The 22813-nt window shown below is 64.9% G+C and carries 21 protein-coding genes; 20 read left to right on the top strand and 1 reads right to left on the bottom strand.

The annotated features are described in order from the left end of the window. The 3 genes from VN934_01460 to VN934_01450 all read left to right on the top strand — a co-directional run. The coding region (locus VN934_01460; protein ID HXM17460.1) for a sigma-70 family RNA polymerase sigma factor at positions 1 to 637 on the top strand (637 nt) is incomplete at its 5' end. Next, positions 634 to 2085: a glycosyltransferase family 39 protein gene (locus VN934_01455; protein HXM17459.1), complete on the top strand. Its 1452-nt coding sequence runs from the start codon at positions 634 to 636 to the stop codon at positions 2083 to 2085. The genes VN934_01460 and VN934_01455, both read left to right, overlap by 4 nt. Further along, positions 2082 to 3527: a glycosyltransferase family 39 protein gene (locus tag VN934_01450; protein HXM17458.1), complete on the top strand. Its 1446-nt coding sequence runs from the start codon at positions 2082 to 2084 to the stop codon at positions 3525 to 3527. Before VN934_01455 ends, VN934_01450 begins: the two co-directional genes overlap by 4 nt. On the opposite strand, the gene VN934_01445 is transcribed toward VN934_01450, so the two are convergent. Beyond that, positions 3524 to 4981, bottom strand: coding sequence for a glycosyltransferase family 39 protein (locus tag VN934_01445; GenBank protein HXM17457.1), 1458 nt, complete (start codon positions 4979 to 4981; stop codon positions 3524 to 3526). The genes VN934_01450 and VN934_01445 overlap by 4 nt on opposite strands. A 237-nt stretch (positions 4982 to 5218) precedes the next feature. On the opposite strand from VN934_01445, the gene VN934_01440 reads away from it, so the two are divergent. The 17 genes from VN934_01440 to priA all read left to right on the top strand — a co-directional run bounded on the left by VN934_01440 (position 5219) and on the right by priA (position 22752). Further along, positions 5219 to 5653 (top strand): prepilin-type N-terminal cleavage/methylation domain-containing protein, encoded by a 435-nt coding sequence (locus VN934_01440; GenBank protein ID HXM17456.1) that lies wholly within the window; start codon positions 5219 to 5221, stop codon positions 5651 to 5653. Positions 5654 to 5767: 114 nt separating this feature from the next. Beyond that, on the top strand, positions 5768 to 6202 hold the full coding sequence (locus tag VN934_01435; GenBank protein HXM17455.1) for a prepilin-type N-terminal cleavage/methylation domain-containing protein: 435 nt from the start codon (positions 5768 to 5770) through the stop codon (positions 6200 to 6202). Between the two features lie 122 nt (positions 6203 to 6324). Then, positions 6325 to 6762: a type II secretion system protein gene (locus tag VN934_01430; GenBank protein HXM17454.1), complete on the top strand. Its 438-nt coding sequence runs from the start codon at positions 6325 to 6327 to the stop codon at positions 6760 to 6762. 120 nt (positions 6763 to 6882) lie between these two features. Beyond that, positions 6883 to 7323, top strand: coding sequence for a prepilin-type N-terminal cleavage/methylation domain-containing protein (locus tag VN934_01425; GenBank protein ID HXM17453.1), 441 nt, complete (start codon positions 6883 to 6885; stop codon positions 7321 to 7323). Between the two features lie 18 nt (positions 7324 to 7341). Beyond that, on the top strand, positions 7342 to 8121 hold the full coding sequence (locus VN934_01420) for a prepilin peptidase (protein HXM17452.1): 780 nt from the start codon (positions 7342 to 7344) through the stop codon (positions 8119 to 8121). Positions 8122 to 8147: 26 nt separating this feature from the next. Then, entirely contained in the window at positions 8148 to 8852 is a 705-nt protein-coding gene (locus tag VN934_01415) for a Crp/Fnr family transcriptional regulator (protein HXM17451.1), read from the top strand. 156 nt (positions 8853 to 9008) lie between these two features. Next, on the top strand, positions 9009 to 10121 hold the full coding sequence (gene pilM, locus VN934_01410) for a type IV pilus assembly protein PilM (GenBank protein ID HXM17450.1): 1113 nt from the start codon (positions 9009 to 9011) through the stop codon (positions 10119 to 10121). 25 nt (positions 10122 to 10146) lie between these two features. Next, positions 10147 to 10722: a PilN domain-containing protein gene (locus tag VN934_01405; protein ID HXM17449.1), complete on the top strand. Its 576-nt coding sequence runs from the start codon at positions 10147 to 10149 to the stop codon at positions 10720 to 10722. Next, positions 10719 to 11597 carry a type 4a pilus biogenesis protein PilO gene (gene pilO / locus VN934_01400; protein HXM17448.1) on the top strand — a complete coding sequence of 293 codons (879 nt, stop codon included), beginning with the start codon at positions 10719 to 10721 and terminating at the stop codon, positions 11595 to 11597. The genes VN934_01405 and pilO overlap by 4 nt, the downstream gene beginning before the upstream one ends. Positions 11598 to 11603: 6 nt before the next feature. Then, entirely contained in the window at positions 11604 to 12134 is a 531-nt protein-coding gene (locus VN934_01395; protein ID HXM17447.1) for a hypothetical protein, read from the top strand. Positions 12135 to 12136: 2 nt separating this feature from the next. Next, a complete protein-coding gene (locus VN934_01390; protein ID HXM17446.1) occupies positions 12137 to 14089 on the top strand; it encodes a secretin N-terminal domain-containing protein in 1953 nt (650 codons plus the stop codon). Between the two features lie 74 nt (positions 14090 to 14163). After that, positions 14164 to 15339: a chorismate synthase gene (gene aroC / locus VN934_01385; protein HXM17445.1), complete on the top strand. Its 1176-nt coding sequence runs from the start codon at positions 14164 to 14166 to the stop codon at positions 15337 to 15339. Positions 15340 to 15362: 23 nt separating this feature from the next. Then, a complete protein-coding gene (locus tag VN934_01380) occupies positions 15363 to 18119 on the top strand; it encodes a tetratricopeptide repeat protein (protein HXM17444.1) in 2757 nt (918 codons plus the stop codon). A gap of 42 nt (positions 18120 to 18161) precedes the next feature. Then, complete coding sequence (locus VN934_01375; protein HXM17443.1) at positions 18162 to 18746, top strand: hypothetical protein; 585 nt, start codon at positions 18162 to 18164, stop codon at positions 18744 to 18746. Positions 18747 to 18755: 9 nt separating this feature from the next. Beyond that, positions 18756 to 19280 carry a shikimate kinase gene (locus tag VN934_01370; GenBank protein ID HXM17442.1) on the top strand — a complete coding sequence of 175 codons (525 nt, stop codon included), beginning with the start codon at positions 18756 to 18758 and terminating at the stop codon, positions 19278 to 19280. After that, complete coding sequence (locus VN934_01365; GenBank protein ID HXM17441.1) at positions 19277 to 20347, top strand: 3-dehydroquinate synthase family protein; 1071 nt, start codon at positions 19277 to 19279, stop codon at positions 20345 to 20347. Before VN934_01370 ends, VN934_01365 begins: the two co-directional genes overlap by 4 nt. Beyond that, positions 20344 to 22752: a primosomal protein N' gene (gene priA, locus VN934_01360; protein ID HXM17440.1), complete on the top strand. Its 2409-nt coding sequence runs from the start codon at positions 20344 to 20346 to the stop codon at positions 22750 to 22752. The genes VN934_01365 and priA overlap by 4 nt, the downstream gene beginning before the upstream one ends. The last annotated feature ends 61 nt before the right edge of the window (positions 22753 to 22813 follow it).

The following is a 22813-nucleotide window of genomic DNA, read 5'->3' as shown; positions in this document are numbered from 1 at the left end:
GAAGAGCATCTCCAGGCACTTCGCGCACGATCCCTCGATGCGCGACGACCTCATGCAGGTCGGCTGCGTCGGCCTCATCAAGGCGGTCGAGCAATTCGACCCGACGCTCGGAGTCCCGTTCGAAGCGTACGCCCGGCCGGTCATCTCCGGCGAGATCTCGCACTACTTGCGCGATCTCGCGCCCAGCATGCGCGTACCGCGCTGGTACCGCAGCCTCAATCGGAAACTGCACGAGTCGCGCGACCGGCTGATCGCCCGGCAGCAGCGCGAGCCGACGAACGAAGAGCTCAGCGTGGACATGAACATCACGGTCGAAGGCATCAACGAGATCCAGCGACTGCGCGAGGAGTTCAATATCATGTCGCTCACGCCCGCCGCGACGCCGTCGGGCATGGGCGTGCGCGCCGAAGTCATCCGAAGCCAACGCCACGAAACCTTCAAACTCCCGGTCGAAGACAGCATCGTGCTGGACATGGCGATCGACAAGCTGGCCGAGTTCGAGCGCAGCATCGTGCACTTGTTCTTCTACATGGATCTCACGCAGACCGAGATCGCCAAGCGGCTCGGTTCGACGCAGCGCCAAATATCGCGCGCATTGGCGCGCAGCTTGCAAAAGATCCGGAAGGACATGGATTGACGGAAGGCACGGAGCTGAAGCTCCGTGGCTACGGTCTCTGGCTCTGGCTCGCCGCCGCCCTCGCGCTGGGCGGCGCGCTCATCTTCTGGAGACTCACCGACTCGAGCCTACAAGTCGACGAGGGCTTCACGCTGCACGTGGCGCGAATCGCGCTGCCGCAGATGTTCAACGCAATCACCTACGGCGATTTCCATCCACCGTTGTTCTACCTCATCGCGCATTGGCTGGTGGCGGTTTTGCACTGGCCGGCTTGGGACTACCGTTACCTCACCGCGCCCTTCGGGCTGCTGACGATCGCCGCGACCTGGGCGCTCGTGCGGCGCAGCTTTGGCGACGCGGCTGCCATATGCGCAGCTCTAGTTGTGGCGACCGAGCCGCTCCTCGTGCAGACCGATCGAACATTTCGAATGTACGCGGTACTCGCAGCCCTGACGACCGTGAGCTGGCTCGCGCTCGTCGCGGCTACCGGGTCGAAGCCGCGGCCTGCGCTTTGGCTCGGCTACGCTCTGTCGGCCATAGCCCTGCCGTACATCCATTATCTCGGCGGCCTCGTAGTCGTGTCGCAAGCCGTCTTCGCCCTGACCCGCGCCCGCACGGCGTGGCCGGCGCTCGTCGCGAGCGCGCTCGCGCTGCTCGCGTTTCTTCCGTGGGCGCCCGCGATGCTGCAGCAGTTCCCTGTCGGCGGCCTGGCGGGCTCGTATGGCGGCGCGCAGTTCGATTGGAGCGCGTTGGCGCGCGAAACGGTGGCGGCCGGCTTGCCCGCCGGCCTGCGCACGCCCGCGTTGGACTGGGCGATCACCGTTGCAGTCATCGCCGTCATCGGCGCCGGAACGTGGTTGGGGCGCAGGACGTTTTTGCCGTACTGGCTCGCCCCAGCGCTGATGCAGATCGTTTTTTCGTTCGCGTTCGGCAAGACGCTCGCGCTGCCGCGCTATCTCACGTATCTCTTGCCGGCGTTCGCAGCGTGCATCGGCGTGGCCTTCGGGTACCTGATACGGACGAAGGCGCGTGTTCTCGCGGCGGCGGCCGTGCTGTCGATCGTGGGGGTCAGCTTGCTCTGCGACATCGACCTCCTCGCAGTGTCGTACTACAAACCGTCGGACTGGTATGCCGTCGACTTGCTGGTGCGCAAAGACATCGCTCCGACCGACGTGGTCGTCTTCGATCAAGGCCTGCCGTACGCGGTCCTCGACGAGTTCGCGACCTTTCGGGAGCACGAGCATTACCTTGTCGTCGCGCCCGACCCGCCGGCCGGCGCCGTCAAGTGGCTTGACGCACGGCGCCTTGCGCGAGTATGGTATGTCGAGAATGCGGCATTCTATCCGGACCCCGAACACGTCGTACGGCGGCGCTTGAGCGTCACTCGACGCATGCTCGGCATGTGGGTGCAGTCGCATGTGAACCCCGCCGATGACGTGCTCGTCATCTTGTACGGGCCGCGCCGATGACCAAGCCCAAGTGGCTCCCCTACGCCTTTCTGATCCTTGCGCTTGCCATCGGAGCGCTGGCACGCTTCTGGCGCTTGACGGACAATAGCCTTTTCATCGACGAGGCATACTCGGTTTTCGCCGGGTCGCTGCCGCTCTCGAAGCTCTTCGATTTCCTGGCGCACAACGATGCACACCCGCCGTTGTTCTACCTCTACGCGCACGCGGCGATCGCCACGCTGCACTGGCAGCCCTGGTCGTATCGCTTTCTGACCGCGCCGTTCGGCCTGATCACGATCGTCGCGACCTGGGGGATAGCGCGTCGAGTGTTCGGCGACACGGCAGCTGCGTTCGCGGCTCTGTTCGTCGCGATTTCCCCCGATCTCATCGACTGGGATCGCATGTTCCGCATGTATTCCATGCTAATCGCGCTCAGCACGCTGTCGTGGTGGCTGCTGCTCCTCGCTCAAGACGCGCGCGGCAAAGCCCTTGCGTGGCTGTGGGCGGCATATTGCGTCTGCGCAGCGCTCCTGCCAAGCGTGCAATACCTCGGCGGCGTGGTTGTGCTCAGCCAAGTGCTGTACGCCTTGCCGCGAGCGCGCCAGGCGTGGCCCGTCTTTGCGGGAGCGGGACTCGCGCTGCTTGCGCTCGCGCCCTGGCTTGGCGCGTTGAGAACTCAATATGCATTCGGCGGGCACGTCATCAGCGGCGCCGGCCGATCGTTCTATTGGCTGGGCCAGGCCAGAGGCACGCTGTTCCAAGGCGTGCCCGTCGCCTGGTTCGCGGGAACGACCGCGACGGATTGGGCGATGACCGTTTTCGCGCTCGGCTGTCTGGTCGCGGGCTGTTGGATCGGGCGCAAGAGCATCGTGCCGTATTGGCTCTCACCTATCGCGATACAAGCGGCCGCGGCGTTCGCGCTCAGCAAGGACTTGGTGATCCCGCGCTACCTGCTGGCGATGATCCCGGCCTTTGACGTATGCCTTGGGGCGATCGTGGCGCTGTTGCTCGGCACGCGCTGGCGCATCGCCGGCATCGCTCTCGTCAGCGCATTCGCGACATTGAGCATCATCGCTGCCCTGGACAATCTGTTGGATCCTTTCTACCAGCGAACCGATTGGTACGCGGTGGACATCGTGCTGCTGCGCAGCGAGAAGCCCAGCGACGCCATCATGATCGATCAAGGCTTTGCGGTCACGGTGCTGGGCGGGCTGAACGCCTTTCAAGGGCACGACGTCATGCCCGTCATCGACCAAGCGTCGGTCGTCGAAGCGATCCGTTGGATCGACGCGCGCCCGCGCCAACGCATCTGGTACGTCGAGAACCAATACTACTATCCCGATCCGAAGCGCGCGGTCTACGAACACTTGCGCGCGACGCGTCCTCAACGCGGAGGATACGTAGAGCAGAGAGCAGACGACGCGGACCGGGCGTTCGTGTCGCTCTTCGACGTGAAGCGCTAGCGCTCGAAGAGCGTCGTCACCACGCTGTCGCCGTAGCCCGCCGGGGCGCTTCGCCACGTCGTCGCTTTGGCGTGCGTCGCCCGCAAGGCGCGAAAAATCACGTGGTCGGGATCGGCGAGCCGCGATTGGTAGTCCACGTACCACACGCGGGAAAGGGGCGCTGCCTTGGCGGCAACGACCTCCGCTTGTTGCTGATTGCGCACCGGAAAGACCGCCCCGCCCTGCTTGAGGTATGCAGCGCCATACTGCGTGAAGTACGCCGCTTGCTGATCGAAGACGAAGGCGTCGCCCGGCCGGCTGCGCGACGACAGGAAGGCGGCGTAGACATTCCAGTCGACCGGCTGGTATTGAGGGAGGAACAGTTCGTCCGCGACGCCGACGGTTTGCAGCGTCAGCACGCCGAGCGCGATAAGCACAGCCAGCGCCTTGACGCGGCCACGCGCAAGAGCGACACACGCGTACGCGATGAGAATCGCCAATGCGGGCACGAGCTGCAGCAGGTAGCGCTGCGCGACCAGGTTCTTACCCGCGGCGAACCAATAGAGCAGCTGCAGGAGCAACGGGAGCAGCAGCCAGAGCGGGCGATACTCGCGCCGCAGCACGCACGCGGTCGCGCCGCCGGCGATACACGCCCAGAAGAAGATCCCGAGCCAGGGGCTGAATTCGAGCGCGCCCGGGATGCTGTCGGTGAGCAGCGCCGGCGGTAACGAGAGCAGTGATTGAGGCTGGTAGCCGGCGGCTGCATAGGCGGTCCCGCCGTTTGGGAACTGCACCAGGAAGGCCGGCAGCCAGGGCAGCCACGCGAGTCCGGCCATGGCTAGGGCAGCCGGATAGCGCCACTGGCGCGGGTACGTGGCGAGCCAAAACGCAGCCTGAGCTGCAAGCGTGAAAAACGCGAGGTAGTGGGTGTAGAGAAGCGCTGCAGCCGCCGCGGCGTACAGCGCCCATCTTCCGAGGGCGGCAGGTCGTTCGAAAGCGCGGAAAAGCAGCAGCCAGGAAAGCGCGCTCAAGCACCACAGCAGCGCGTACATCCGGAAGTAGCCGTCATAGAACACCAATACCGGCGAGAGTGCGACGAACAAGGCGGCTAGAGTCGCGCCCGCGGTTCCGACGAACTTGCGCGCCAAGAAGAACGTCGCCGCCACGCCGGCGAGGCCGAACATCGCCGGCAGGATGCGGAACAGGTACGCTTTCCCGGAGAGCCCGAGCAGCCAATGCGCGATCGCGTAGATCAGCGGCGGATGAAAGTCACCGTTGCGCAGCATGCCCAGCATCTCGCCAAAGGGATGCGAGGCGAGGTAGAGGGTGAACGCTTCATCCGGAATGGTCGGATGCGAAAAAAGGTGCAAAAAACGTGGCAGCGCCGCGACCGCTAAGACCGCACAGAGAGCGCCCGCCACGAAAGCATCGGTCTTTCCCTGCGGGACGGCGGCGCCTTCCAGATCACTCTCCACGTCGGCTCCCAGGGGGCCGATAACTCTATTAAGGACCCCATCGCAGTTCAAATGCGTGAGCAGACGCACCTTTGGGCGGTCTAAACCGGCGGCGGTTGGGCATTGCATAGAGTGGAGAAGTCCGGCGCGCAACGCACGATGGCGGGAATTGGACTCGCTGCGCGCGGTCGCTAGGGAACGGCGGCCAAGGTGACTGCAAGAACGCTTACTAGTAAGAACGAGAGAGGACTAATTTCAGTGAAAAGACTCCAAAAGGGATTTACGCTCATCGAGCTCATGATCGTCATCGCAATTATCGCGATTCTCGCGGCGATCTTGATCCCGAACTTCCTGCACGCCCGCGCGGAAGCGCAGACGTCTGCCTGCGAGGGCAATGAGAAGCAGATCGCCACGGCGATGGAAGAGTACGCAGTTGACAACAACGGCGCGTACCCGAACACCTTCGCGGCCGGCCTGACCACACCGTACCTGAACTTCACACCCAAGGATCCGGTCAACGGCACGAGCTACACGCTGACCAACACGGCCGGCGCGTATGGCTCCTACCAGATCAACGACAATGGCGGCCACGACACGACCACCACCATTGGTATCTTCAAGAGCGGCGGCGCCAAGTGCACGGCTTGCGCGAGCATCTCTTACAACCAGAACGCGGGCATCGTCGGCCAATAACAGCTGTCGAGGCCAAAGGTGGCGGGCGGGCGGTCACGGAGTGTGACTGGCCGCTCGTTGCTTATACGGGCTGGGGGAGTGAGCAGTATCACACTCAAGAATAGGACTATACTAGTGAAAAGACTCCAAAAGGGATTTACGCTCATCGAGCTTATGATCGTCATCGCGATTATCGCGATTCTCGCGGCGATCTTGATCCCGAACTTCTTACACGCCCGCGCGGAAGCGCAGACGTCTGCCTGCGAGGGCAATGAGAAACAGATAGCCACGGCGATGGAAGAGTACGCAGTCGATAACAACGGCGCGTATCCGAACACGTTCGCGGCCGGCTTGACCACGCCGTACCTGAACTTCACACCCAAGGATCCGGTCAACGGCACGAGCTACACGCTGACGAACACGGCCGGCGCGTACGGCTCCTACCAGATCAACGACAATGGCGGCCACGACGTGACCACCACCATAGGGATATTCCAGAGCGGCGGCGCCAAGTGCACGGCTTGCGCGAGCATCTCTTACAACCAGAACGCGGGCATCGTCGGGCAATAGCGGCCCTCGAGACCGAAGTAGCGGGCGGGGGTCACGGAGCGTGGCCGTCCCGCCCGTCGCCTTTACCGGGCTAGCCGGCGAGGGATATGGGCATTAAGAAAAGGGAAAGGTGGAGCCGGGAATTGCCACGCCTTCAGCGCGCTTTCACGCTTATCGAACTCATGATCGTCATCGCGATTATCGCGATCCTGGCGGCGATCCTGATCCCGAACTTCTTACACGCCCGCGCCGAGTCGCAGACCGCGGCCTGCGAGAGCAACGAGAAACAGATCGCCACGGCGATGGAAGAGTACGCAGTCGATAACAACGGCGCATATCCGGGCGGCTTCGGGGCGAGCGGTCTCACCACGCCGTACCTGACCTTCGCGCCCAAGGATCCGGTCAATGGCACGACCTACACGTTGACGAACACGGCGGGCGCGTACGGCTCCTATCAGGTCAACGACAGCGGCGGCCACGACCCGACCACGACCATAGGGTTATTCCAGGCCGGCGGCGCGAAGTGCACGGCTTGCACGAGCATCTCCTACAACCAGAGCGGCGGCATCGTCGGCCAATAGCGGCCCTCGAGACCGAAGTGGCGGGCGGGCGGTCACGGAGTGTGACCGGCCGCCCATCGCCTTTACGGGCTAACCAGCGGGGATGTGGGCATTAAAATAGGGGAAAGGTGGACCCAGGACTTGCCACGCCTTCGACGCGCCTTCACGCTCATCGAGCTCATGATCGTCATCGCGATTATCGCGATTCTCGCGGCGATCTTGATCCCGAACTTCCTGCACGCCCGCGCCGAGTCGCAGACCTCGGCCTGCGAAAGCAACGAGCAGCAGATCGCGACCGCTATGGAAGAATATGCCGTCGATAACCACGGCGCGTATCCGGGCGGCTTCGGAGCGAGTGGTCTCACCACGCCGTACCTAAGTTTCACGCCGACCGACCCGGTCGATAACGCCGCGTACACGATCACCAACACGCCCGGCTCCTATGGCGCTTATCAAGTCAGCGACAGCGCCAAGCACGACCCGACCACCACGCGTGCGCTGGTGAAAGATGGTACGACTGCGAACTGCACGGCGTGCACGGGGATCCTGTACGACCAAAACGCCGGCATCGTCGGCAACTAAGGCCGCTCGCAGGCGCCGATGACCTCACTGATCCTCATCCTTTTTGGCATCGTCGGGCTGGCGTTCGGCTCTTTTCTGAACGTCGTGATCTACCGCTTGCCGCGCGGCGAGTCGCTGATCCGTCCGGGCTCGCACTGCCCCGCATGCCGGCATCCGCTTTCAGCCATCGACAACGTTCCGGTGTTCTCGTACATGCTGCTCGGCGGGAAATGCCGCTACTGCGGCGCGCCGGTGTCCGGACGCTATCCGCTCGTGGAGCTGTTGACCGGCGTGCTGTTCGTCCTGGCCTTTGTGGAGTTCGGACTGAGCGTGCAGACCGCGCTGGCTTGCCTTGCGAGCGCGGTCCTGATCGCGGTCGCGTTCATCGATCTGGACCACCTGCTGGTGCTTGACTGGAGCGTCGTCGCGCTTGGCGCGATCGGCCTCGTGCGCGCGTTGACGGAGCGCGACATCATCGGCGCGCTCGAAGGCGCGGCGCTCGGAGCCGCCATCTTCGGCGCGGTCTACTTGGGGACGCGCGGGGCGGGCCTTGGGCTTGGTGACGTCAAGCTCGGCGCGGCGCTCGGTCTGCTGTACGGGTTTCCTTTAGGACTCGGCGTTGCGGTGGCAGCTTTTGTCATCGGCGCGTTGCTCGCCGTCCCGATACTGCTGGCCGGCAAACGCGGCCGGCGCGACGCGCTGCCATTCGGGCCTTTTTTGGTCCTTGCGTCGCTCATCGCCACTTATGCCCCGCTTGCGATAAGCGGACCTTACGAGTGGTATCGCGCCCTCCTGCAATCGTATTGGACGCGCGGGTAGCAGCCGATACAGTTAGGGAGGATAGGATGGGGCAACGAACGTCGGATAAAGCACTCGAGCCCGCGCTGCTGAAAAAAGTCCCGCTCTTCGGGGAGTTCAGCGAAAACGACCGCACCGCGGTCGCTGCGCTCATGGTCTCACGCCGCTACCCGAAACATGCCGTGCTCGTCTACGAAGGCGACGCCGGCGATGCGTTGTTCATCGTGGTCAAAGGCAATGTGGCGGTCACTCGCGTCAGCAACGACGGCAAAGAGACCATCCTCACGATCTTGCGCGAAGGCGACTTTTTCGGCGAGATGGGCGTGCTTGACGGTTCGCCTCGCTCCGCCACGATCAAGGCCATCGGCGAGGTCGAAGCGGCGATGCTGCCGCGCAAAGATTTTCTCGAGCTGCTCGCTAAAAGCCCGAATATGAGCCTCTCGCTGGTGCTGGCGCTGTCAGCGCGGTTGCGCGAGACGAACCAGGCGATTCAAGCCGCAGCCTACCAAGACATCCGCACGCGCTTGGCAGCGCTGCTGCTGCACTTAAGCGGGCAGTTCGGCGAGACCGTCGAGGGCGGCATCCGGCTGACCCTGCGTTTGACGAATCAGGAAATGGCGAACATGATCGGCACGACGCGCGAGACGGCGAATCGCATGCTGAATCGCTTCTGGGATGAGAAGCTGATCGACATGCAGACGGGCCACATTGTGATCGCCGACGCAGCCAAGCTCAAGACCCTGGTAGGCTAGCGGCGCCGTACTACGAGTCGGGACGAGCCTCCCGGCACTCGAATAACTGTTCTAAAATCCGTCCCACCTTTGGCCGATAGGTTACAGCGAGAGGCATATTTCCCCGGCAGCCTTTCTTGATTCTTGTTCCGCACGACGGGGATGGGAAAAGGGGCCATGTCGTTCCTCGGTCGGATGTTCGCGCGCGGCGGGCAGCACTATGTCGGCATCGATTTCGGCTCTGCGGAGTTGAAAGCGGTGCAGTTCGCGCCGTCTGGACGCGGTCCAGTGCTCGAGCACGTTTACAAAATCGCCACGCCATCCAACTCGATCAAAGACGGCGTCATCACGGATCCACCCGTGGTGGGCGACGCACTTCGCCATCTGTTCGCCGACGGCGCTTTTTCTGCAAAGCGCGTCGTGAGCGCGGTGAGCGGTCCCACCGTCGTCGTCCGTCAAGTCTCCATGCCGTTGATGAACGAACGCGAACTGCGTGACTCGACGAAGTACGAAGCCGAGCGCTTCCTTCCATATTCGGTCGAAGAAGCGCAGATCGACGCGAAGATCCTCGGACGCTCGGAAGACGGCCAGAACATGGACGTGCTCATCGTCGCGGCGCAGAAGGACCTGGTGCTCAGCCAGGTGAGCGCGCTGCAATTCGCCGGCCTCACGCCTGCGATCGTCGAAGTGGAGCCGTTCGCCATGGTGCGCGCGATGCTGTCGCCTCAGGACCCGGATTTCGAGCAAAACATCGCGATCATCAACATCGGCGCGTCGTCCACCAGCATCAACATCACCAAGAGCGGCTTCGTGCCGTTCACGCGTAACGTTCCGATCGGCGGAGATGCGTTCACCAAAGCGATCGCGACCGGCATGAACATCTCCACCGAGGAAGCGGAAAAACTGAAAAGAGAGAAAGCGGCCGTCCTCACGCAGGGCGAAGCGGAGCCCGCGCCGCCGACGGTCACCCGGCTGTTCAACGTCATCACGCCGCCGTTGACCGAGCTCGTCACCGAGATCCACAAATCGCTCGATTATTTCCGCACGCGTTTCCGCGGTGAGACGATCGAGAGCGTGATCCTCGGCGGCGGCACAGCGCGGCTGGCGAATATCGACAGCTTTCTCTCGCGCGAACTAGCGCTGCCGGTGCACATCGCCAATCCGCTGGACCGCGCAAGCTACAATCCGGTCGATTTCCCCACCGAGTACCTGGCCGATCTCGGCCCGTCGTTGATCGTCGCAGCCGGCCTCGGCCGCCGCGACTTGCAATCCGACGGACGAGCGGCGTGAGCAAAGGGACGACGAGGGACCATCCGTGATCAATATCAACCTTCTCCCGTCAGCGCAACGAGCTCCGGTCGTCACCTTCGATCGCGGGCTCGCGATCGGGCTCACGGTGATCGCCGTGGAACTGCTCGCTTTGGGCATTTTCGTGCTTTACGAGAACAACGTCATCACCCAGCTGAACAACCAATACGCGGACGTCTCGCAGAAGGTGCTGGTCGAACAGCAGGCCGTCAAAGAAGTCGACGACTTGCGCGATCAGGCCCAACAGCTCAAGGCAAAGGCCGAGCTGCTCGAGCGCATCAAGCAGAGCCCGCTCCAGCTGGCTGAGATACTCACCGACATCTCCAACCAGGCGCCGCGCGGCGTGTGGTTCACCAGCGTGCAGGTGGCCCGCTCGGTGACCGGTGGGCAAGTCAATTTCGCAGGCAGAACCTCTACGTTGCGCGAGGTCGCCGATCTGATGCTCAATCTCGACGCGTCGCCGATCTTCGGGAACGCGTCGCTGACAACGAGCACGCAGACGATCATGAACGGCCAGACCTCAAACGGCGGGGTCGCATTCACGGTCGTGGGCCTGTTGAGCCCGGCGGTGATCGGACAATGAGCCCTACGAACCGCAATCTGATCGTCGCGGGCGTTATCGTGTTCATCGCTTTGCTCGCGTGGTTCTTGGTCATCCAACCCAAGCGCCAGCAAGAGGCGGCGACGCGCGACCAAATCGCCAACCTGCAGACGCAATACGACAATCTCAAACGCGTGGCCGATCAAAAGCCTCTGTACCTCGCGTTGACCAAGCAGGTCCGTCAGCGCTTGACCGGCGTCGAACTGACCGCGGACCCGCGCGCCTACATACCGTCGTATCTAAAGCAGATAGAAGACCTCGCCAAGAAAGATGGGCTGCAGGTCGCGCTCGTCGCGCCGCAGGCGACGCCGTCGCCGACGCCTGGACCGAGCGTCGCGCCTGGAGCAACGCCCAACGCGCAGGCTGTGGCGAACGCGCCGCTGATCGGCGGCCCGATCCGAAGCGCCGCCCGCGTGGCGGGTTCCGAGGGGCAGGCCAACCAGACGACAAGTCAAGCGCAGAGCCAAACTTTTGCGGGCGCGCCGACGCCGATTCCGGGAAGTCCGGCGGGCGCGGCCTCGTTCGCTCCCGGCCGGCCCGGCGGATCGCCGAAGCCGCAAGGCCCGGCCACCGCACGGCAAAAGGCGATCGCGTACCTGAATCAATCCTTCACGCAGGTTCCGATGAACATGGAATTCGACGGGACGTACAACGATCTGCAGCGCTTCCTGCGCGACCTCAACAAGTTTCCGAAGTTGCTGGGCGTCGGTGATCTGACGCTGGCGCCGGGAAGCAATGCGGGCGTCGGATCGATACCGCGCTTGCGCATCACGCTGCCGATCACGGCGTATCGCTTGAGTCCGAACGCGCCGGCGCAGCCGGCTCCCGTACAGTCTCCGGGAACGCGGGGAGGGTAGCGCGTGATGAAAAATTTCGCAGCCCTAGTCATCACAGCGGTCATCAGCGCCTGCCTAAGCGCATGCTCGAGCGCGCCCGACACATCGAGCGCACCCGTCGTGGCGGTGAGACGTGTTGAAGCCGTGCCGCTGGCCTCGTCGGTCGCCACGCCGGTACCGATCGTGCGCGCCAGGCCGAACGCCGGCGCTGGTCGCGCCGATCCGTTCGTCGCGCTCTACGGACCGGCGACGGACAACAGCAGCAGCATGATCAAGTCTATGAAGAGCCGTGTCTCCGTATCCACGTTTCCGAAGATCCCGACGCTGCCTGGTTTCGAAGGCGCTGCGGCAGATCAAGGACCGTGGGCCGGCGTCCGGCTGAGCGGCATCGTACGGAACGGTTCGTACGTCAGCGCCATCATCGAGGCCGGCGGCAAGTCATACGTCGCGCGGCCTGGAGAACTCATCGCTTCTCGTTATCGCGTCCTGGCCATCGGGCCCGGTTACGTACGCTTGTCCTCGCCGGACGGCGTGCGCACATTCTCGTTGGGGGGTTAAACATGCATCGGCACTATCGGTCGGCGGCGACCTGGCTACTCGGCGGCATCATGCTGCTGAGCAGCGTGCTTGCGCCGCAGCCTGGCCGCGCCGGGGACAATCCCGTAACCGACGTCAAGTACGCCAGGCAAGGCGGGGCGTTTCGGCTGACGGTGACGGCGGCGAGCGCCGTCTCCACCCGCGTCCACAAGTACTCGGTCGACTCGAAGAACGACGTCGAGGATCTGGTGGTCGACGTGACGCCGGCAAGCTACGAAGGCCGGACCAAAGTCATCGGGTTCAGCGACGGGCAGATCCGCCAGGTACGGATAGGACAGCTTTCCGACTCACCCGCGGTGCTGCGCATCGTGGTCGAGTCGCAAGGCGCGCCCAAATACGATCTGCTTCAAGGCGGGGGGGGCTCTGTGACGCTTGCGGTTCGCACCGACCAAGCGCCGCACGTGCTGCCCGCCGACGAGGCCGTGGCCGCCGCGCGCAAAGCGGCTGCGCAACAGACGGCAGCGATCGCCGGCACGGACAACGTCCAAGCGCCCAAAGCCGTGCCCGTGAAGCACGTCGCCTTCGCGCCGGCTCCGTACAAGCAGCCGGCGGCGGCGCCGGCGAAGCCCGCGCCCGTCAAGCACGTCACTGCGGTAGCAGCACCTGCCGTCGTGGCGCAAGCGACGCCGAATCCCTGGTTGCCGGGCGGCAAGTACTACTGCAAGATCCCCGGCGTGAAACATCCTTACACGGGCGGCATGAGTTCGAGCTCGAACGCCAACGCCAATGCGAACGGAGGCACGCTGCCTCGAGCGCCGCAGTACGCGTCGTCGGGAACGGTTTCGATCGACGTCAAGAATGCGGACATCGTGGACGTGCTCAAGGTCCTCGCGCAGCAAAGCGGCCAGAACATCATCGCGACGTCGAGCGTCAAAGGCACGACGACGGTGAGTTTGCACGACGTGCCGCTCAAGACCGCGCTCGATCTCGTCGTGCGCACGAACGGCCTTGAATATCGCACCGTCGGCAACGTGTATGTCGTCGGTACGCCCGAAGACCTGACCAAACAGTTCGGTTCGGCGGGTCAGACCGCGCAGACCGTCGCGTTCCCGATCAAGTACGCCGACCCCACGGCGCTCGGCAAGCAGATCGGCACCGTGCTGCCTGGTGGTTCGTTCACCATCGATCCACGCACCGACACGCTGCTGGTGACCGGGTCGCCGGACATCATCCAGTCGGCGCGCAACTTCCTCGCGCTGGCCGATGTGCCGGCGCCGCAAGTGGTGTTCGAAGTCAAAGTCATCGACATCACGAAGAACAACGACACGTCGAACGTCGGCGTGAGCTTCGGCGGCTCCAGCGATCTCGGGCTGTTCGAGAACTGCATCGCGTGCCCGGCGGTCCCCGATCTCGCGTCTCCGCCGAAGACCTCGCTCAACCCGATCGCGGTGCAGCCGTTCACGCGCAACGCGTTCTTCATCTCGACCAAAGTGAACTACCTGATCTCGCATAACGAGGCGGAATTGCTGGCGAACCCGCGCGTGGCTGCGTTGGACAACCAGCAGGCCAGCCTGCTCATCGGTCAGACGTACCCCATCGTGTACTACGATCCGAAGGCGGGCAACTTCCAAGTCCAGTACATCGACATCGGCGTCAAGCTCATCATCACGCCGGTCATCAACACCGACGGCTACATCACGACGACGATGAACGTCGAACGCAGCGTGATCACCGGGCTCGTGCAGAACTTCCCGATCTTGAACAACCGCAAAGTGACGGATACGCTGCGCGTGAAGGACGGCGACACGATCGTGCTTGGCGGCTTGCTGGACGACGAAGTCACGAAGACGATCACCAAAGTGCCGCTGCTGGGCGACATCCCCATCCTCGGCGCGCTCTTCCGCAACGTGCAAAAGGGCAAGATCCACAACGAGGTGGTCTTCTTGATCACGCCGCACATCATGAATGAGAAGTGAGTGGCGGCGGGAGCAACCAGCTATTGGGGCGGCCGCGGCCGCCCCAATTCATTTAGCGCCGTCCGCGTGGCTTCATGATCCGTTATCTTACCGCAGGTGAGTCGCACGGCCCGGCCTTGGTCGGCATCCTCGATGGGCTGCCGGCGGGCATGGAGGTCGACGTGGAGGCGATCCAACGCGAGATGACTGCGCGGCAGGGCGGTCACGGGCGGGGTGGGCGGATGAAGATCGAGTCCGATACGGTCGAGTTCGTCGCCGGCTTACGCGGCGGGCTGACGCTCGGATCGCCGCTGGCGCTGCTCGTACGCAATCGGGATTTCGAGAACGTGCGCGGCTTGATGGATCCTTTGACCGGCAGCGGCCCTCCGATCACGCGGCCCCGGCCGGGACACGCGGACTACGCGGGCGCGCTGAAGTACCGGCACCGCGATCTGCGCAATGTCTTGGAGCGCGCGAGCGCGCGGGAGACGGCCATGCGGGTCGCCCTCGGCGCCGTCGCCCGACAGTACCTGGCGCTTTTCGGCACCGAGGTCGTGGGCTTCGTGCGCCAGATCGGAGACGTCGCGTCACAGCTTGAGATCGAAATGGCCGACCTCGTCGCGACCGCCCAATCGCCCGTGCGCTGTCCGGACGCCGAAGCCTCGGCGCGCATGGTGGCGCGGATCGATCGGGCGAAGACCGAAGGGGACACCCTCGGCGGTGTCTTCGAGCTGCGCGCCACCGGCATGCCCGTGGGCATCGGCAGCAACCGTCAGCCGCTCGAGCGTTTGGATGCGCGCTTGGCGGCCTCGCTGACGAGCATCCAGACCGTGAAGGCAGTGGAGTTCGGCAGCGGCATCTCGTCCGCGGACTTCATCGGCAGCCGCTCGCACGACACGTTCGAGCGCCGCGGGGAGGAGATCGGGCGTGGGAGCAATCGCGCCGGCGGGATCGAGGGAGGCATGTCGAACGGCGAGGCCATCGTCGTGCGCGTGAAGGTCAAGCCTATCGCCACCCTCATGCGCCCGCTGGCATCGGTGGATCTCGAGAGCGGCGCCGAGGCGCCCGCAGCGGTCGTGCGCAGCGACGTGTGTGCGGTGCCGGCGGCCTCCGTCATCGGCGAAGCGATGCTGTGCCTCGCGCTCGCCGAAGCGTTTTCCGATAAGTATGGTGGGGACTCCGTGGAAGAGGTGCGGGAGCATTTCGAGGCGTCGCAAGCGGGAGCGGCGCGCATTTTCGGCAGGAAAAAGCCGGCGAGCACAACGAGCTAGACCAAAAGTAGAGGCGCTCCTTCGTGTCGCAGCAGGAACAGAACGCACAAAGCGGCACCGCGCAAGACGAGCAGGCACGCGCGCTGCTGACGCGTGCGCGCGAGATGATGGCCCGCAACGACGCGGCCGGCGGCCTTGCGCTGCTCAAGAGCGTGGTTCCGCTCGCCTGCGCTCCGAGCGCGAAGGTCGAAGCGGCGAAACTGCTCGCTGCCGCCGGCGCGAACGCCGAGGCGATCGCGTGCTACCTGCAAGCCGGCAAGGCGTTTCTGTTCGATCATACCGACGTCCTCAAAGCGCGCCAAGCGCTTGCGGCAGCCCACGCGCTTGACCCCAACGACCTCGACGTCATCTTCCAGATGGGTCAGGCCGACGTCACGGAAGGCCACACGCAGGATGGCCTCGCGAAGTTCATCGACATCCTGCGCCGTTCGAACCTCAAGCACACGCCGGCGCTGTTCGAAGCCGGCTGCATCTATCAGAAGAACTCGCAGATGGACCAGGCGATTCTCGCGTTCAAGAAAGTGCTGGATCGCGACAAAGACCACATCCAAGCGATGGTCCACATGGGGCAGTTGTATCAGACCAAAGGCCTGAGGACCGAGGCGCTCGCGTATTTCATCAGCGCCGCCGAGGCTTCGCGGGAACAGCGCGATTTTGACGGCGCGCGCCAGCTCGCGAACGCGGTGCTTGCCATCGACGACGGCAATGCCAAGGCACGCTTCATTCTCGACGAAATCGACAAGCAAAAGCCCCTGGTCGCAACGCCGCGGCCGCCTGCCCCCGCGCCCAAGCCGGCGCCGCGGCCGGCGGCCGCAGCGAGCGAGAAGCCTGCGCCGCCGCCTGCCCCCAAACCCGCGCCTCCAAAGCAAGCAGTAACGGAGCCTGCGAGCGCAGCGGTCGCGCCGCCGCCGAAGGAAGCGAGCGAAACGAAGGCGCCGGTCGCCGATCCGGAGCGCGAGGCCGCTTGGGTCAGCTTGAAGCAGGTGGAAGCGCGAAGGCACGCCGCGCAGGAGAATTTAGAGTCCCTGCTCGCGTCAAGCGAAGAGTTGGAGCGGATGCTGGGCGAGCAGCGCACCTTGCTCGAGACGGCGATGGCGCGCAAGAGCCAGCTCGATCAGGAGATCGCTGAACGACAGGCCTCGCTCGAGTCAACCCAGGTATCGCTCACGGAAGCGGAGCAGTCGCGAGCCGCGGTATCCAAGGTCGATGCCGAGCGCGCGGCCGCGGAGAAGGCGCTCGTGGATCTGCGCGCGGAGCACGAAGCGCTTGCCGAACGGCACGCCGCGGAACGAGCCGCCCTCGAGAGCGTCATCGTCAGGCATGAGGAGATGGCGGCAGAGCAAGTGGTGTTCGCGCACGAGATGGAGGAGCTTGAGGGGAAAGTTCTGGCGGCTCAAAACGCTCAGGCGACGGCGGAGAGCGCCCGCGGGCAAAGCGAAGCGGCGCGCGAGCAAGCGGAAGCAGCGCGCGAGCAAGCGGAAGCAGCGCGCCAACGTGCCGAACAAGCGAAGGCGGCGGCAGAGGCGGAACTGGCGCACGCGCAGGCTGCTCAGATCGACATCGCGGGGCGGCGATCGAAGATCGACGAGGAGCTGGCCGGCTACCAGGCTTTGCGCAAGACCGCGCAAGACGAAGCCGCTGATGCGCAAGCCGTGCTCAGCGAACTCGAGGGCCGCATCGAAACGGCTCAGGCGGAAGTCGAGCGGCGTCAGCAGCAATTGCGCGCGATGCTCTCACAGATAGAACTCGCGCAGGCGAAGGCCAAAGAAGAAGCCGCTAAGGTCAATGAAGCGCTCAGCGCCGCCGAACAGGCGGAGACTCTGCGCGCGAAGCGATCGGCCGAGGCCGAAGCGTTGGCGCAACGGCTCGCGATCCTCGAAGCGTCTATCCAGGAGTCGTTGGTGCGGGAAAAGCCGGCGTTTGGCCGCCGTACCGGCCTCCCGCCGCTCCTCCCGCCGCTGCCGCGCGAGGAGCCGGAGGGTTTTGCCCCGCTGGCGCGGGCAGATGCCTGGGCGGCTGCGGGAGATTGGGGAAGGGCCGCATCGGCGTATCGTCAGGTGCTGGACGAGAACCCAGACGATGCCGGAGCATGCTATCATCTGGCGTGCATCCTCGCGGATCACTTCGAAGATTTCGAGAACGCCGAAAAGCTGCTCGCGACCGCCGCGCGGCTGCGCCCGGATCACACCGCGACGCAATACCGGGCGGCGATGGTCATGGCGCAAACGGGGCGCGTCGAGCAAGGCGTGCAGCAACTGCTCGCGTTGGTGCGCCACGATGAGACGAATGCTGAATTCATCGATCAGTTCGTCGAGCGCTTCGAGAACAACGCCTCGCGCGGCGACCCGCAAGCGATGTTCCGGCTAGGCATCGCGTATCGCGAGCTGGGTCGCATAGAAGAAGCCCTCGTGGCGTTCCAGGCCATCCAGCGCGAGCCGGAATACGTCGTCCAATGCCTCATCGCGATCGGGTTGTGCCTGCGGCGCCAAGGTCTGGACGGCGCGGCGGCAAAGCGCTTTTCCAAGGCGCTCGAAACGCCGGGCTACCCCGAGGGCCAGTATCACGAAGCGTTATATCACCTCGCCGACCTCTACGAAGCAAAAGGCACCACGGAATCGCTGCGGCTGGCGCTGTCGTCGCTCGAGGAGCTGTACTCCAGCGACATCTCGTATCTGGACGTGGCCGATCGCATCCGGGCGGTGAAGGCGAAGCTTGAGGCCGGGGACAGTCCCAAAGTCACACGTCTGCCGACGCGTCACGCCGAGCCCGGCGATCGCTAGGCGCGCGGGACTCGCGCGCTGTGCGCGCGAATAGAGTCTGTCTTGCAAGCCGAACGCAGACGACGATACTCGAGCATACAGTTCGCGCTGACCATTACGTGTCTGGCGCTGCTGTTCGTGCTGGCGTTGGCGGCCATCACCCGGGAAGCGGTCGGCGAACCGGTGCTCCCGGCGCAACTCGCCCAAGCGCTGCACCAGCCCCAAGTGACGCTGCCGGACGGCCTCACCTACGATTTCGAAATCGTGGACCCGTTAACGAATCGGCGCGTCGCGGCACTGCCGGACCAGGGCACGGTCGAGCTGCGGCTGGCGGTGACCAACGACAGCGCGCTGCCGATGACGCTGCGCTTCGCCACCTCGGAGCAGTGCGAGTTCATCGTGCGAAGGGTGAGCACGTATGTCTACGGTCTCTTCGCGCTACCGCTGGAGATCTGGCGCTCGACCTACTTCCACAACCTGCTGCGCAGTCCGACAAAAATCGATCTAGCGCCCGGCCAGACCCACGTGTTCGTCTCCTACTGGTACTTTGAAGAGCAAGGTCCTCAACAGGCGCCGCCGGGGGATTACCGGATCGTCGCTCGCTTCTATGGCGCCACGTTTCCGCTGCGCATCGACAAACCCAACTGACCGCACGCGATGAATCTCGCGCTGACCGGCTTCATGGGCGCGGGCAAGACGACCACCGGGCGGCGGCTCGCGCGTATCCTCAAAGTCGCGTTCATCGACACCGACGCCGAAATCGTGAAGCAGCACGGCGCGATCGCCGAGATTTTCGAGCATGAGGGCGAGGCGCGCTTTCGGGATTACGAACGGGCCGTGCTCGAGCGCTTGGCCGCATCCGGGCCATGGGTCGTCGCTGTGGGCGGCGGCGCCGTGCTCGATGCGGCGAATAGGAAACTGCTGCGCTCCTCCGGCCTGATCGTGCACCTCGCGGTTTCGCCCGAAACGGCTTTTGAGCGCGTCGCGCATCGCACGCACCGGCCGCTGCTCGGGGCCAAGCCGACGCTCGGTGGGATTCGAAGTTTGTTGTCAAGCCGGGCAGGTGCATACGCGGACAGCGATCTCGCGATCAAAGCGGACGGCAAGTCGCCGATAGCGCTGGCGAACATCATCGCGCGTTGGTATCGGAAGCGCCTCATCCAGGCAGGCGCGCAAGGATGATGATCCTCGACGGATTGCCGTACAGCGTGCTCGTCACGGAAGACGGCCCCGCGGAAGCCGCTCGCATCGTCGCGCGGCGCGGCGCTGCGTGCGTCGTGGTTTTCGACCGCCGGATCGCGAGCAGGGCCGCGGCGGTGCGGGCGGCGCTTGAGGCGCAAAGCGTGCGCGTCCTCGGAGAACGCGGTTTGGCGGCAGGCGAACGGCGCAAGACCTTGCGCAGCGCGACCGACGTCATGCACTGGCTGACCTCGCTTCGCGTCGAGCGCGGCACATTGTTGCTGGCCGTCGGGGGCGGAACGCTGACCGATCTTGCCGGCTTTGTCGCCGCGACCTATTTGCGAGGGCTCGCGTGGCTGCCGGTGGCGACGACGGTGCTTGGGATGGTCGACGCGGCGATCGGCGGCAAGACCGGGGTCGATCTGCCTGAGGGCAAGAACCTCGTCGGCGCTTTTTGGGATCCGGTCGCGGTGATCGGCGACCTCGGCGCACTTGACACATTACCCCGCCGCCAGCGCTCCACCGGCATGGCCGAAATCGTCAAGTCAGGCATCATCGGCGACCCCGCTCTGTTCGAGGCGATCGAACGCCGCGGCATGCGAGCATTGGACGCGGGCAGCATCGGCGCCGCGGCGCGCGTCAAGATAGCGATCGTGGCCGCGGATCCTCGGGATTCGGGGGCTCGGGCTGCATTGAATCTCGGTCATACCATAGGCCATGCCCTAGAGGCCGCTTCACTCTTTCGGATGTCGCATGGCGAGACGGTGGCCGTAGGGCTGCGCGCGGCCGGCATGCTCGCAATGGGCGAGGGCTTGTGGTCGAAAGCCGAGCAAGCTCGCCTCTTGCGCGCATTGACGAAGTGCAGGCTCCCGGTCCATTTCGAGGGACTGTCGGTGGACGCGGTCGTGGAGGCGCTTGGTCGCGATAAGAAGCGCGTCGACGGAGAGATGCGCTTCGTTTTGCCGGTGAAGGTGGGCGAAGTGCGCGTCGGCGTGCGCGTGAACGCAGCGTCCGTGCGCGCCGTGATCGAGCGATGCGGCTCGCCTCCCACCGCAGACGGAACGGCATGATGGGCAACAGCCTCTCTTGCGTCGACGTGGTCGTGGACGTGCCGTCCGCTCACGTCGACGGATCCTTCACCTATGCGGTCGATGAGAATATTCCGCCATTGGGGGCTCGGGTGCGCGTGCCGTTCGGCGGCAGGATCGTCGGCGGTTGGGTGGTGAGCGATCCGGCGCCGGCAGAGGCCGGCGCTGGGCTCAAGCCGATCGCCGGCGTCGAGGACGAAACGCCGAGGTTCGGCGCAGAGGCGGTCCATCTGGCGGCGTGGCTGCGCACGCGTTATGCCTGCACGTTTCGGGAGGCGCTCGCCAGCGTGGCGCCGCGCGGAGCGGCGACCGGCACCCGGGGGCGCTTCGCGTTCGCGCAGCCGCCGCAGGCCGACGAAGCGCTGCTCGCGGCGCTGCATGGGGTTTTCGGCGATCGGCCGTTCACCGTGATCGCCGCTGCGCGCGCGTTGAAGCGTGCAGGTCAGCGCATGTCGGCGCAGCGCGCGCAAGCAGAACTGACCAGGCACGTGCGGCTCGGCTCGCTGCGCCGCGAAGAAGAGGTTCTTGGCGCGAAGCGCGCGCGCGTGACGGCGTCGCGATCGGAACTGGTTCTCGGCAACGCCGCGCTGGCGAAGGGCGCCGGGCAACGACGACTGGCTGCCGTGCTCGGCGAGCACGACGGACGGCTGCCGCTCCTGCAGGCGCGCAAGCTTGCAGACGTGGGACCCGACGTGGTCAAGCGCGCGCTGTCGGCCGGCGTGATACGCGAGCAGCCGCTAGCGCAGACCGATGCGCCGGCAGATGGGGTCGTGGCGGGCGTTTCCCGATCCGGACTCACGCCGACCGCCGAGCAGCGGCGAGCCATCGAGACCATCGACGCCGCCATGAAGCGGGGGAGCGTGGTCGCGCTGCTGCACGGGGTGACCGGCTCGGGCAAGACGTTCGTGTATTCGCGTCTGATCGATCGCGTGAGGCGCCGCGGCGGGCGCGCGATCGTGTTGGTGCCCGAGATCGCGCTGACGCCTCAAACGTCGAGCCGCTTCATCGCGGTGTTCGGCGAACGCGTGGGCGTGCTGCACAGCGGACTTTCCGACGGGGAGCGTGCGCGCGTCTGGAAACAGGCGGCAGCGGGCGATGTGGATGTGGTCGTCGGGGCACGCTCGGCCGTGTTCGCTCCGCTTCCGAACCTAGCGCTCATCGTGGTCGACGAAGAGCACGAGCCGTCCTACAAGCAGGATGTTCCGCCGCGCTATGACGCGGCCGCAGTAGCGCGGGAGCGCATGGCGCGCACGGGCGGTGCGGTGGTGCTGGGGAGCGCGACGCCGAGTCTTGAGTCGTATCACGAAGCGACCTCCGGCGCCATCATGTACGTGCCGATGCTGCAGCGCGCGACGAAGGCGCCCTTGCCCCCCGTTCAGGTCGTGGACATGACCGCGCAGCGCGGACTCCGAGGCCGTCAGCCGATAGGTCCAGCGCTCGTCGAAGGCATGGACAGCGCGCTCAAGCGCGGAGAAAAAATCATTCTTTTCGTGAACCGCCGAGGCTATGCCGGCCTGTTGCTTTGCCGGTCCTGCGGTTTTGCGCCGCGCTGCCGGCGCTGCGCGATTTCGCTCGTGCTTCACTCCGCGGATGGATCGCTGCGTTGCCACGTCTGCGGCGACGCGTTCAAAGTGGCAAGCGTGTGCCCCAAGTGCCAATCGCCGGAGTTGCTGCCGTACGGCTTCGGCACGCAGCGCGTTGAGGAGGCGATCGGCGAGCTGTTCCCGTCGGCTCGCATCGTGCGCATGGACGCGGATACGACGTCGACGCGCGGCTCGCACGGCCGCTTGCTGCATGCATTCGGCAGCGAGGCGGACGTGTTGGTGGGCACGCAGATGATAGCGAAGGGTCTGGACTACCCGTCCGTCACGGTGGTCGGCGTGGTGTCCGCGGACGTGGATCTGAATCGGCCTGATTTCCGCGCCGCCGAAAGGACGTTCGCGCTGCTCACGCAGGTCGCCGGACGGGCGGGGCGCGCGGCGCCGGGCAGCCACGTCGTCGTTCAGACGTACTCGCCGAATCACTACGCCGTTATGCTCGCCGCGCAGCACGACTACGAGACGTTTGCGCGCAAGGAACTCGCTTTACGGCAAGAGCTTCGCTACCCGCCTTTTGGCCGGCTTGCGTACATCGGCATAGCCGGCGTGGACGCAGGCGTGGTGACGAAGACGGCATTGGCCGTGGCCGCAGACTTGCGCGAGCACCAGCCGGGTGTGGAGACGCTGGGTCCCGCTCCCGATCCGCTGCCGAAAGCGCGCGGTGAATATCGAATGCGCATCGCGCTCAAGTCGGAAAGCGAAGAGCAACTGCTGGAGGCATGCAGGCGGGCACAAAAAATGCGTCACGGCCCGGATGTGCGGATCAGCGTCACCGTCGACCCGCGCTAAGTAAGCGTAGCAACGGACCTTTAGGTCCGTTTCCGAGCTTCGCTCGGAACGCTACATTAAC

It is taken from the genome of Candidatus Tumulicola sp. (assembly GCA_035601835.1).
Classification (GTDB): Bacteria; Vulcanimicrobiota; Vulcanimicrobiia; order Eremiobacterales; family Eremiobacteraceae; genus DATNNM01.
This window is presented reverse-complemented; position numbering and strand designations above follow the sequence as displayed.